This is a genomic window from Halomonas sp. ALS9 (genome assembly GCF_001651035.1).
GTDB lineage: Bacteria > Pseudomonadota > Gammaproteobacteria > Pseudomonadales > Halomonadaceae > Vreelandella.
The window spans coordinates 62,082-74,453 of sequence record NZ_LXRG01000231.1 but is presented as its reverse complement, the minus strand read 5'-3'; the positions used below and the strand labels follow the sequence as shown (position 1 = coordinate 74,453).

12 protein-coding genes are annotated in these 12,372 nt (G+C 55.3%); 4 read left to right on the top strand and 8 right to left on the bottom strand.

Going from position 1 to position 12,372, the window contains the following annotated elements:
- Positions 1-12: 12 nt before the first annotated feature.
- The 5 genes from nusB to nrdR all read right to left on the bottom strand — a co-directional run bounded on the left by nusB (position 13) and on the right by nrdR (position 3,966).
- Positions 13-507: a transcription antitermination factor NusB gene (gene nusB / locus A6R74_RS20440; RefSeq protein WP_064236303.1), complete on the bottom strand. Its 495-nt coding sequence runs from the start codon at positions 505-507 to the stop codon at positions 13-15.
- Positions 504-992 (bottom strand): 6,7-dimethyl-8-ribityllumazine synthase, encoded by a 489-nt coding sequence (gene ribH, locus A6R74_RS20435; RefSeq protein WP_064236302.1) that lies wholly within the window; start codon positions 990-992, stop codon positions 504-506. The genes nusB and ribH overlap by 4 nt, the downstream gene beginning before the upstream one ends.
- A gap of 46 nt (positions 993-1,038) precedes the next feature.
- A complete protein-coding gene (ribBA, locus tag A6R74_RS20430) occupies positions 1,039-2,205 on the bottom strand; it encodes a bifunctional 3,4-dihydroxy-2-butanone-4-phosphate synthase/GTP cyclohydrolase II (protein ID WP_064236301.1) in 1,167 nt (388 codons plus the stop codon).
- 103 nt (positions 2,206-2,308) lie between these two features.
- Positions 2,309-3,490 (bottom strand): bifunctional diaminohydroxyphosphoribosylaminopyrimidine deaminase/5-amino-6-(5-phosphoribosylamino)uracil reductase RibD, encoded by a 1,182-nt coding sequence (ribD, locus tag A6R74_RS20425; protein WP_064236300.1) that lies wholly within the window; start codon positions 3,488-3,490, stop codon positions 2,309-2,311.
- Positions 3,487-3,966 (bottom strand): transcriptional regulator NrdR, encoded by a 480-nt coding sequence (gene nrdR, locus A6R74_RS20420; RefSeq protein ID WP_064236299.1) that lies wholly within the window; start codon positions 3,964-3,966, stop codon positions 3,487-3,489. The genes ribD and nrdR overlap by 4 nt, the downstream gene beginning before the upstream one ends.
- Before the next feature lie 210 nt (positions 3,967-4,176).
- Between nrdR and A6R74_RS20415 the strand changes: the two genes are divergently transcribed.
- Together A6R74_RS20415 and dsbG are read left to right on the top strand one after the other, a co-directional pair.
- Positions 4,177-5,967, top strand: coding sequence for a sugar phosphorylase (locus tag A6R74_RS20415; RefSeq protein ID WP_064236298.1), 1,791 nt, complete (start codon positions 4,177-4,179; stop codon positions 5,965-5,967).
- A gap of 101 nt (positions 5,968-6,068) precedes the next feature.
- On the top strand, positions 6,069-6,851 hold the full coding sequence (gene dsbG, locus A6R74_RS20410) for a thiol:disulfide interchange protein DsbG (RefSeq protein ID WP_064236297.1): 783 nt from the start codon (positions 6,069-6,071) through the stop codon (positions 6,849-6,851).
- A gap of 52 nt (positions 6,852-6,903) precedes the next feature.
- Here dsbG and A6R74_RS20405 read toward each other — a convergent pair whose 3' ends face one another.
- The 3 genes from A6R74_RS20405 to A6R74_RS20395 are packed head-to-tail and all read right to left on the bottom strand — an operon-like array spanning position 6,904 to position 8,707.
- Positions 6,904-7,314, bottom strand: a complete 411-nt coding sequence (locus tag A6R74_RS20405; protein WP_240488286.1) for a DUF6691 family protein — start codon at positions 7,312-7,314, stop codon at positions 6,904-6,906.
- Between the two features lie 23 nt (positions 7,315-7,337).
- Positions 7,338-7,808 carry a YeeE/YedE family protein gene (locus tag A6R74_RS20400; RefSeq protein ID WP_064236295.1) on the bottom strand — a complete coding sequence of 157 codons (471 nt, stop codon included), beginning with the start codon at positions 7,806-7,808 and terminating at the stop codon, positions 7,338-7,340.
- A gap of 32 nt (positions 7,809-7,840) precedes the next feature.
- Positions 7,841-8,707, bottom strand: coding sequence for an MBL fold metallo-hydrolase (locus tag A6R74_RS20395; RefSeq protein WP_064236294.1), 867 nt, complete (start codon positions 8,705-8,707; stop codon positions 7,841-7,843).
- A 244-nt stretch (positions 8,708-8,951) separates the two neighbouring features.
- Here A6R74_RS20395 and A6R74_RS20390 point away from each other — a divergent pair, with 244 nt between their 5' ends.
- Positions 8,952-10,568, top strand: a complete 1,617-nt coding sequence (locus A6R74_RS20390) for a methyl-accepting chemotaxis protein (RefSeq protein WP_064236293.1) — start codon at positions 8,952-8,954, stop codon at positions 10,566-10,568.
- A 149-nt stretch (positions 10,569-10,717) separates the two neighbouring features.
- Positions 10,718-12,334 carry a methyl-accepting chemotaxis protein gene (locus A6R74_RS20385; RefSeq protein ID WP_064236292.1) on the top strand — a complete coding sequence of 539 codons (1,617 nt, stop codon included), beginning with the start codon at positions 10,718-10,720 and terminating at the stop codon, positions 12,332-12,334.
- The last annotated feature ends 38 nt before the right edge of the window (positions 12,335-12,372 follow it).

Below are 12,372 nucleotides of genomic sequence, written 5' to 3'. Positions count from 1 at the left end.
TACCGCTCGCGTTCAAAGACGGCGAGCGGTGACCTCGGCACTGCGCAAGCGAATCGCCAGCTTGTCGAGAATGCCGTTCACGTATTTATGGCCGTCGGTGGCGCCAAATGACTTGGCCAACTCAACGCCTTCGTTAATCACTACACGATAGGGTACTTCCATGCGCCGGGAAAGCTCGTAAGCGCCTAAGCGCAAAATTGCCAACTCGACCGCATCAAGATCTTCCAGCCGACGGTCTAGCAGAGGGGAGATTTCACGATCCAGTTCCGCCTTAAAACGCACGGTATTATGCAGCAACTCGTGAAACAGCGCCTTATCGGCAATTTCCATTACCTTGACCCAGTTTTCATGATCTTCCAGATCATCATCAGCCACCTGGCTACGAAACTCGGCTTCAATCGTAGTGATGGATTTACCCGTCATGTGCCACTGATAAAGCCCCTGCACGGTTAACTCACGCGCCGCGTGGCGGCCCTGCTGAGCGGCAGAGGGTTTACGCTCGCTCATTGGTTATCTCCTAACGGCAGCGCGCGCAGCAAGGAGACCATTTCCATGGCCGCCATAGCAGCTTCAGTGCCCTTGTTACCGGCTTTGGTGCCCGCACGCTCAATCGCTTGTTCGATGCTTTCAACGGTTAACACGCCGTTAGCCACCGGGGTATCAAACTCAAGCTGCAAGTGGTTGATCGCGGTATTACAGCCACCCGCCACGTACTCAAAGTGAGGCGTTCCACCGCGGATCACCGCGCCCAAGGCAATCACTGCATCGGGTTTCATCACCTTCAGCACGCGCTTCACCGCCAACGGCAGCTCCCAGGCACCCGGCACGTGAACAATATGAATATGCTCGGCGTCTACGCCGTGGCGGGTCAAGCTATCAACAGCGCCTTCCACCAGGCTATCCACCACGTGATGGTTAAAACGGCCGACCACGATGACATAGTGGCCATCGACATCAACAAAGGTACCTTCAACTTGCGTCAAGGAGTGCATCAATTTATTCCTGCTAAATGAGTCTTGCTGAACTAGTCCTGCTGAATTAGTCCTGCTGAGAGGTTGGCTCATACGTCGTGTCGTTGGGCCCCAGACGCTCAACAACTTCAAGGTCAAAGCCGGACAACGCGGAGAACTTCCACGGTGAGCTAAGTAAGCGCATTTTACCTACGCCTAAATAGCGCAGAATCTGTGAACCGGTGCCGATAGTTAAATAGTTACCGGCACCGTCAGAATCACTGGTACGCGGCTGGCGCACGCGATCCAAAAAGATATCCAGCTGATCTTTTAAATCTTGATGCGGGCGGCCGTCATCGATCAACACAAACACGCCTGGCGTGGAACCGGCAATCTCTTCCAACGCCCGGTGAGCATCCCAGCGGCACTGTTCGTCTTTCATTAAACCCATCACGTCGCGCAGCGTATCGGTGAGGTGCACGCGCACAGTGGTGGCCTGTTCAGGTGTTGGTTGACCGTTCACCAGCGCCAAATGATGGGCGCCCTGAATGCGATCACGGAACACGTGCAGCGTCAGTTCGCCATGGGAAGTCATCACTGTCGACGCTTCCAGATGATCGATGGTCTGCTCATTAACGATGCGGTAGTGAATCAGATCGGCGATGGTGCCGATTTTAATGTCGTGCTCTTGGGCAAAAGCTTCGAGTTCAGGACGACGCGCCATGCTGCCATCATCGTTCATGACTTCGCAGATTACACCGCTAGGGTCACAGCCTGCCAGTGCCGCCAAATCACACGCTGCTTCCGTATGCCCTGCACGGCGCAACACGCCGCCCGGCTCTGCCATCAACGGAAAGATATGGCCCGGCTGGACGATATCGGACGGTTTGGCATGGGGTGCTGCCGCTGCCTGCACTGTGCGCGCTCGATCCGCCGCGGAAATACCGGTCGTGACGCCTTCGGTGGCCTCAATCGACAGGGTAAATTTGGTACCAAAACCAGAGCCGTTATCACGAACCATCAGCGGCAAATTAAGCTGCTCGCAGCGGGCCCGGGTCATCGGCATACAGATCAAGCCACGGGCGAAACGGGCCATAAAGTTGATATGCTCGGCCTGCACTTTTTCTGCGGCCATGATGATATCACCTTCATTTTCGCGATCCTCATCGTCCATGAGAATCACCATTTTGCCCTGGCGAATATCTTCAACCAGCTCGGCGATAGGGGCTAAGCCTCTAGAGGAGGGGTGCGCCATGGAATCTCCAGTCAATGTTGTCACGAAGGTTTTCATGAACGGTTGTCACGAACGGTCGTCACGAAGAAAACGTACCGCGCAAAATTAGTCATGATTTTGCGCATCAGGGTACCTTGCTCTCGCTAAATTCACCAGATGCGCCCGTTGCGCTAGTCGCCTGAGGAGAAGCGATAATGCGCCAATCACGCCCCACTGCGCGCATATCATGGATGGTTAAACGCCGCTGGTCGGCCATACGCGAGAGCCCTGGCAGCGCAAAAAGCGGCCGTGCTTCGCCACCTAACAGCGTGGGGGCGACGAACAGCTGCAGTTCATCGACCAGCGCCGCATCAAGCATAGCGCCTGCCAGCGTCGCACCGGTTTCCACCAGCAGTTCGTTAACCTGCTCATTTTCCGCTAACCACTGCAGCATTGCCACTAGATCGATACGGCCATCGCTCCCAGCGGGCACTATCTGCACTTCCGCACCCGCTTGGATTAGCCGTTCACGCTTCTCTTCCGAGTGGTCTGGCGTAGTGATCACTAGCGTCCGCCCTGGCTCGCTTAAACAGGCCGCCGCCAGGGGTAAGCGCAAGTGGGTATCTAAAATCACCCGCAGCGGCTGGCGGCGAACCACGTCGTCAACATTATCGAGATGCAGTTGCTCTTTGCGTAGCGTTAGCCGTGAGTCGTCCATAATAAGCGACTCCACACCGCTCAATATGGCGCTGGAGCGCGCCCGCAGCCGCTGTACCTGGGTACGCGCTTCGGGCCCGGTAATCCACTGGGACTCCCCGGATCCCATGGCGGTACGGCCATCTAAACTCATCGCCATTTTTAGGCGCACAAAGGGACGCTGTTGGGTCATGCGAGCAATAAAGCCTGGGTTCAACCCGCGTGCTTCGCTCTCAAGCAAGCCCACGGCAACCTCAATACCGCCCTCTTCAAGCATGCGAATGCCGCGACCACTCACCTGGGGGTTAGGATCCACCATCGCGATCACTACCCGTGACACGCTGGCGTTCTTCAATGCTAGCGCACAGGGCCCGGTGCGCCCGGTGTGGAAACAGGGCTCCAACGTCACGTAGGCGGTCGCACCCTGGGCCCGATCACCGGCGGCCTTTAACGCGTGGATTTCGGCATGAGGTTCACCGGCACGCAGGTGGAAGCCTTCGCCGACAATTTGCTCATCACGCACAATCACACAGCCGACCCGCGGGTTGGGATCCGTGGTATATAAGCCCTTTTTCGCCAGTTGCAGCGCCCGCGCCATATAGCGGTGGTCGGCTTGGCTAAAGCTGCTCATTTTGACGGCCCGCTCTTGTTTGAGGGCTCTTGGGAAAGCCGATCAATCTCAGCACGAAACTCATCCAAGTCCTGAAACTTGCGATACACCGACGCAAAGCGGATATAGGCCACATGGTCGAGGGTTTTAAGCGCTTGCATGACCGACTCACCGATATCCCGGGCATTGATCTCACGATCACCCCGAGCGCGCAACGTTTGACGGATACGTTCCACCGCCGCTTCAGTGGCTTCAGCACTGACCGGGCGTTTTTCCAGCGCGCGCAGCATGCCTGCCCGCAGTTTGGCTTCATTAAAACTCTCTCGGGAGCCATCGGACTTCACCACCCGCGGCATTACCAATTCAGCGGTCTCGTAGGTGGTAAAGCGCTCATGGCAGCTCGCACACTGGCGGCGACGGCGTACCTGGTCGCCGTCGGCTACCAGCCGCGAATCGGTCACTCGAGTATCGTTTGCACCACAAAAAGGGCAATGCATGGCGGTCAACCTGTTGTCAGCTCGTGTCGGCGTGCTCCACGAGTTTGCGTGTTATAACCTGTCAATGTGTGTGCTATTAATGGCGTTTCGCAGTAGCAACTGCCATAAGCTAATGTATCTTAGTGTTTAAGCGCGATATCAACTACGTATTGTAACGATTTGGCACACAAGCTGCAGCGTTTGTGGCAGATTGTTTATCAGGAGTCACCCATGCCCCCCTTTGAGCAGACCGTCCACGACACATTTTCAAATACCGTTCATGACTACCTCAGCCACCTTTACGGGCCCCGGGCAGGCGAAGTGCAGCGCCGCTTAAACCAGCGTTTGGAGCATTTCCAGTCGCTTGCCCCCTTTTCATCCAACCCCGTAGCAGCCAACGCTAATAACGCACCTTTCTGGAGCGAAAAGGATCAGTGGGTGATCAGCTATGGTGACTCGATTATCGAAGAGAATAAGCCACCGCTGGCCGTGCTTAGCGATTTTCTTCAAGCCCGGCTGGGCGATCGCATCAGCGGCGTGCACGTTCTGCCCTTCTTTCCGTGGAGCAGCGACGACGGTTTTTCGGTGATTCACTACCGGGAAGTCAACACCGATCTCGGCGACTGGTCGCATATCCGCGAACTCGCCAGTCACTACGACCTGATGGCCGACCTAGTGCTCAACCATGTCTCTAGGGAATCCCTGTGGTTTGTCGATTATCTGAGCGGCAGTCTGCCGGGGCGCGACTATTTTATCGAGGTCGACCCGGATACCGACGTTTCCCAAGTGGTGCGCCCGCGCAGCAGCCCGCTACTGGTACCCATTTCCACTCGACGCGGCACCCGCTATCTATGGGCGACCTTCTCCGAAGACCAGCTTGACCTTAACTTCGAAAACCCGGATGTGCTGCTCGAGTTCGTGGGCATTCTGCTGTTCTACCTGGAGCAAGGCACGCGGATTGTGCGTTTGGATGCGGTGGCCTTTCTGTGGAAGAAATTGGGTACCGCCTGCATTCATTTGCCGGAAACCCACACCGTGGTGCGGCTGCTGCGGGCGATTGTGGATCACGTGGCTCCAGGCACCCTGCTGATTACCGAAACCAATGTGCCCCACCAGGAAAACATCAGTTATTTTGGCTTAGATCGGCTGCCTCTAGCTCAGCCCGACGAAGCTCATATGGTGTATCAATTTGCCCTCCCCCCCCTACTGTTGCACACCCTCACCCGGGGTGAAGCGAGCACACTACAGACCTGGCTTTCCAGCCTGCCGGTACTGCCCGACCACTGCACTTACCTCAACTTCACTGCCAGTCACGACGGTATTGGCGTACGCCCTCTGGAGGGCTTGCTGCCTGACCACGAGCGGGACGCGCTGCTGGAGCTGATGCACAAATTCGGTGGCTTTGTCAGCATGCGTAGCAACCCGGATGGCAGCGATACGCCCTATGAGATCAATATCACCTGGTTTGAAGCCATGCGTGGCACCCGCCGTGGCCCTGACCCATGGCAGGTTGCGCGTTTTCTATGCAGCCAAGCGATTATGCTGAGTTTGCAAGGCATCCCCGCGCTGTATATCCACACCCTGACAGGCACACTGAATGACGTAGAAGGCGTTGAGCGCAGTGGGCGGCTGCGCTCGATCAACCGTCGGCGCTGGCAGCGTAGTGAGCTAGACCTGCTATTGGATAGCCAATCAACGCCCACCCACGATGTTTTTCACGCCTTAAATCGGCTATTAGACCAACGCCGCAAGGAACCCTGCTTTCACCCCAATGCCGCCCAGCGGGTTGTGGTCTCGGCTCCGGAACTGTTGGCAGTAGAGCGCGGCCCACTGCACGATGGCCGCCGTTTATTAGCGCTGTATAACGTCACCGATCTGCCGCTTCCCTTAGAGAATATGGGTGAGGCAGTTACTCAGGCACTTGAGAAACACGCCTGGCAAGCGCTGGATCCTGGCAACCCCTGGATCGCCGAAGGTTCCCTTCCGCCTTACGCGGTACGCTGGTTGGTGACTGACAGCTGATACCGTCGAAATACTTAGAAAACATAAGTTGCTGTATAACGCCCCATGTATAATGCACATACCCCTTGGCCTTCCACTTCTTATTCAAACAAGGCGCTGCAATGCACTTGAAACACCACTCTGCCATTAGCTGTCTTCTTCTACTAACACCTCTTTGGGGCACTTCTGCAAGCTACGCCGATGAACTCCCAGCCCCTATTCAGGCACTGGCCGATCAGGGCTTGGAGATTCATGGCCAATTCGATGCCCCCGGCGGCTTGCGCGGCTACGGCGCCAGCGTGCAGGGTCAGGACATGGCGATTTATCTGACACCTGATGGCGAGCATGCGTTGGTCGGTACGCTGATGGATAGCGAGGGTAATGACCTTACCGAAGAAAAGTTGGATGAGCATGTGCGCGCACCGCTAGAGGCACAAACCTGGCAACTGTTAAGCGAAAGCCACTGGGTTCAAGACGGCGACGTGGATGCCCCCAGACTGATTTATACCTTCACGGATGCCAACTGCCCCTATTGCCAACAGCTGTGGCAGGACGTTCGCCCTTGGGTAGAAGCGGGTGAAGTGCAACTGCGTCACATCATGGTCGGTATTTTAGCCGCCGACAGTCCTGGCAAAGCAGCTGCCATTCTCGGCGCTGACGACCCAGCGGCTACGCTGCATGCGCATGAGAGCGGCCAGAAAGAAATCGAAGCCAGTGCCCAACCAAGGGAAATTGAAGAACAGGTGTATGCTAACAACCAACTGTTCGAAGAGCTGGGGCTGTATGCCACGCCCACCTCAGTTTTTCAGCGTGAAACAGAAGACGGAAACGTGCGCCTTGATCGTATTCAGGGTATGCCAAGCGATGAGCGAATGATCGACATGATGGGCAGCGAAACGCCGTAAAGGGTTGTGGGAGGCCGCGAAAGCCGCTTCCCACAAGACCACTTTGATCACTCTAAGGCGCTGCCATTCGCTTAGCCGTAAACCAACCCAGCACCATCGTGACCAGCATGGCCAATAGCGGTAACGAAAGACCGCCAATAGAGGCAATCGCTGGGCCTGGACAGTAGCCAGAAAGCCCCCAGCCAATGCCGAATAGTGCAGCGCCCCCTAACAGCTTCGCGTCTAACTCACGTTTGGTAGGCAACTGAAAGACACTTCCCAACAGCGGTGCTGAGCGCTCAAACACCAGCCGATAACCGATAAAGGTGGTGACTACAGCCCCGCCCAATACGAACATCAGCGTTGGATCCCAGACGCCCGCAACGTCTAGAAACCCCACTACTCGCGCGGGGTCGGTCATACCTGAAACAGCTAAACCGAGGCCGAAAAGTAGCCCCGCCGTATAGCCAGCCGCTGTTTTCATCCAACGACTCTTGCTTGACTGATTCATGCTCCACCGCCCAGGCCTAGCAAGTGACGCGAGATATAAACGGTCACTAGCGCCGTCAGTAAAAACATCCCGGTGGCCGCCATGGAGCGAGGTGCCAAGCGCGCCAGTCCACATACGCCATGACCGCTGGTACAGCCACTGCCCAGCCCTGTGCCTACCCCCACCAACAACCCAGCCACTAGCATTAACCCTACGCCACCCACTGGCGCACCAATTACCCCACCAGGGTTACCGGCGACATTACCTAAGCCACCCCCGAGCGCCATAATCACTAACGGCCCACTGATTAGCCCTAACAAAAAAGCCACTCGCCAAGCGCTATCGCCTTTGGGCCCCCGCTGGGTAATCAAATTTCCCACGATGCCACTGATACCCGCGATACGTCCTAGCGTTGCCATTAGCCAGGTAGCAGAAAGCCCAATCAACACCCCACCTGCCAGCCCATGCAGGCTTGCCATCCAATCCATGCCCACCCTCCTGCCTTAACATTTATTGATGGTTAGAAAAAATTGAGCGGCACTTTAAGATAAACCTGACCGTTATCTTCCGCTGGTGGCATCTCCCCCGCACGCATGTTGACCTGCACCGAAGGAATAATCAGTCTCGGCATGCCCAGGGTGGCATCGCGCTCGGTGCGCATCATCACGAACTCGTCTTCGCTGATGCCTTCGTGTACGTGAACATTGTCTTTGATTTGTTCGGCCACACTGGTTTCATGCTGAAAGGTCTCGCGGCCCGGGGCTTTGTAGTCGTGACACAGGAACAACCGGGTTTGCTCCGGCAGCGCCAACACTTTTTGGATAGAGTGATAAAGAGTGCGCGCATCGCCACCTGGGAAGTCGCAGCGTGCGGTGCCATAATCCGGCATAAATAGCGTATCCCCAACAAAGGCAGCATCCCCGACTACATAAGTTAAACAAGCGGGGGTATGGCCTGGAGTATGCAGCACACGGCCCTGCAACTGACCAACCGAGAACTCGTCTCCCTCTTTAAACAGTGCATCAAACTGACTGCCATCTCGGGCAAACTCCGTCCCCGCGTTAAACGCCTTACCGAATATCTCCTGTACCGCCACGATATTGGCACCAATGCCAGTTTTACCGCCTAGCTGTTCATGCAGGTATGGCGCTGCCGAGAGGTGATCGGCATGCACATGGGTCTCCAAAATCCAAGCGACTTGCAGATGGCGTTCACGAATATAGGCAATGATGCTGTCAGCGGAGCGTACGTCTGTTCGCCCAGCGGCGTAATCAAAATCGAGCACCGAGTCAATAATCGCGCAGGCACTGCTGCCAGGGTCTTGAACGACATAGCTAAAAGTGTTTGTAGGTTCATCAAAAAAGTAGGTAACGATTGGGCGCTGCATTGATTGCCTCCCATGCAGTGGTGATTGCTTACTCAAGCATCAGTATAGATCATTTTAAGTTATATATTTAGACCATTTAAGAATATAAAGGTGCTTTGATTGGCAAAATAAGGTGCTGCAATTGACAAAAAAGCTATTCGCAAACAGCGTTGATGAATTATTTTGCTAAGGTCTATCACGCTTAGGCCGATAACCATTAGGCCGATTGGAAAAAAGTTACTCAATTACAAAAACTAGGAACAATATGACTCACTTAACTACGACACAAAAACTGTGGGGAACGCTGGGCATTATCTGGATCGCCATGCTGCTGTTGGTTGGCTGGTTAGCTTGGGAGAACCGCCAGACGATTGAGAGCGAACGCCGCGACAGCATTCAGCACGTAGTGGAAAGCGTGCAAAGCCAAATTGAAGCATTGCAAGAACGGGTCGCCGCCGGCGAACTCAGCCTAGAAGAAGCTCAGCAGCGCGCCATCGATAATATGTCTAGCGTTAGTTTTGGGGCTGGCGAGTATATTTTCTCTTTCAACAACGACTTGCTGATCGTTTCCCACCCCACCCGCACGCCTGGCACTGACATGACCAACTATGAAGACGCCAGCGGTATGGCGTTATACCCCGAGTTGCTGCGTGTTGCCCAGGCGGGCGGTGGCCATGTTGGCTACTACTCTACCCGGGCAGGTGGCGACGAGCAGTTGCCAAAAAACAGCTACGTAGCACACCTTCCCGAGTGGCAGTGGTCACTGGCGACGGGCGTTTATGTCGATGATATTAATGCTGTTTTCATTGCTGGCTTGATTCGCTCAATAGTGATACTGCTGATTATTGGCCTACCGGTAACGCTTCTGATGGGCTGGGTTATTCGTGATGTTTCGCGTCGTTTAGGCGGTGACCCACGCTACGCCGCTAGCGTGGTGCGACATATTGCTGACGGAGATCTCACCCAAATCACTCAGCTTTCTCCGAAGGATCAGCAGAGCTTACTGTTTAATATCAACCGGATGCGCGAAACCCTGGCGAGTACCATTGGCGACATTCACCTCGGCGCCAATCAGGTCAACAGCGGCGTCGAGCAGATTGTAAGCATTAACGAAGAGCTTTCCACGCGCACCGAAGAGCAGGCTGCCTCGTTAGCCGAAACAGCCTCCAGCATGGAACAGCTCACCGCCACGGTTAAGCAAAATGCTGAACACGCCGATCACGCGCGTACGCTTGCCACCCGCACCGCGGACAGCGCCCAGCGCGGCAGTGACTCTATGTCCACGGTAATCGCCACCATGGGGACAATTAACGAAAGCGCTACCCAGATGAGCAGTATCGTTAACACCATTGATGGGATTGCTTTCCAAACCAATATTTTGGCGCTTAACGCCTCAGTAGAAGCCGCACGCGCAGGCGATCAGGGACGTGGCTTTGCCGTTGTCGCCAATGAGGTTCGCCAACTCGCCAGCCGTTCGGCCGCCGCTGCTCAAGAGATCAAAACCTTGATCGAAGCGTCAGATAGCAAAGTGGTGGAAGGCAGCCGTCAGGTGCGTGATACCGGCGATGTGATCAATGGGATGGTCGATGATATCAAGCAGCTCAGCACACTCGTACAAGAGATTTCTGCGGCCACCATTGAGCAGAGCAGCGGCATTGAGCAGGTCAACCAAGCGGTGACCCAAATGGATCAAATGACCCAACAAAATGCAAGCCTGGTGCAAGAGAGCAACCACGCCACCCAGTCTCTTGCCCAGCTCAGCGATCAACTGCGCCAGTTGGTTGCCCACTTCCACATTAACCAGAGCGCAGACCATGCACAGGCAAGCTTGCCCTCCTCCTCTCCTGCCCCGCAGGCAGCTCATCAGCTCAGCGATTTTTAGCGTCTGTTAACACCGGCGAAACACTACGAGGTTATGCTGCGGCGGCAAGCGAAATTGCCGCGGCAGCATTTACTTTAAATTTCGCTAAGGTATAAGCGCCTCAAGCCGATAGAGAGCTACATTGCTTACTCAAATCGGCTAGGAAAAACATGACACGCTTAACGACGACACAAAAACTGTGGGGAACACTTGGCATTATCTGGGTTGCCATGCTGTTGCTAGTAGGCTGGTTGGCCCTGGAGAATCGCCAGACGATTGAGAGCGAACGCCGCGACAGTATTCAGTACGTGGTGGAAAGCGTGCATGGCCAGCTTGCAGCCCTGCAAGAACGGGTCGCCGCCGGAGAGCTTGGCCTTGAAGAAGCGCAGCAGCGCGCCATCGATAATATGTCCAGCGTTAGCTTTGGCGGCGGGGAGTATATTTTCTCCTTTGATGATGACCTAAAGATTGTTTCCCATCCCAACCGCCCCCGCGGTGAAGACATGAGCGCGTACAAGGATGCTAGCGGTATGGATCTTTACGCCGCTTTTAGAGAGGCAGCCAAAGCCGGTGGCGGGCACGTTGACTACTACTCCCGTCGTATTACTGGCGATGAGCAGGTGCCGAAAATCAGTTATGTGGCCTACCTTCCCGAGTGGCAATGGTCACTCGCGGCAGGCGTTTACGTCGACGATATTAATGAAGCCTTTATTGCCGGTTTGATTCGTTCGGTAATCATACTGCTGATTATTGGCCTTCCGGTAACGCTGCTGATGGGCTGGGTCATTCGTGATGTCGCACGTAGGCTAGGGGGCGACCCACGCTATGCAGCCAGCGTAGTCCGCCATATTGCTGATGGGGACTTGACCCAAACCACCCAGCTTTCGCCGAAGGATCAGCAGAGCTTACTGTTTGATATCAACCGTATGCGTGAAACTCTGGCGAATATCATTGGCGATATTCACCACGGCGCCAATCAGGTCAACAGCGGGGTCGAGCAGATTGTCGGGGTAAACGAAGAGCTATCCACGCGTACCGAAGAGCAGGCTGCCTCATTGGCTGAAACGGCCTCCAGCATGGAACAGCTCACCGCCACGGTGAAACAAAATGCCGAACACGCCGATCACGCGCGTACGCTTGCCACTCGCACCGCTGACAGCGCCCAGCGCGGCAGTGACTCTATGTCCACGGTGATCGCCACCATGGCGACGATTAACGAAAGCGCTACCCAGATGAGTAGTATCGTTAACACCATTGATGGGATTGCTTTCCAAACCAATATCTTGGCGCTTAATGCCTCGGTGGAAGCCGCTCGCGCCGGTGAACAAGGGCGCGGTTTTGCCGTTGTCGCTAATGAAGTTCGCCAACTCGCCAGCCGTTCGGCTGCCGCCGCCCAAGAGATCAAAACATTAATCGAAGCGTCGGATAGCAAAGTGATGGAAGGCAGCCGCCAGGTGCGTGATACCGGCGATGTGATCAATAGCATGGTCGATGACATCAAGCAGCTCAGCACACTGGTTCAAGAGATTTCTGCGGCCACCATTGAGCAGAGCAGCGGTATCGAACAGGTCAACCAAGCGGTGACCCAAATGGATCAAATGACCCAACAAAATGCAAGCCTGGTACAAGAGAGCAACCACGCCACTCAGGCGCTTGCCCAGCTCAGCGATCAACTGCGCCAGCTGGTTGCCCACTTCCGCATTAATCAAAGCGCGGGCCATGCACGGGCAAGCTTACCCGCCATTGCTCCCGCCAAGCGGACGGCTCATCAGCACAGTGATTTTTAACGCTAGCGAAAACTAGGTGTTAACAATCATGAGCTAAA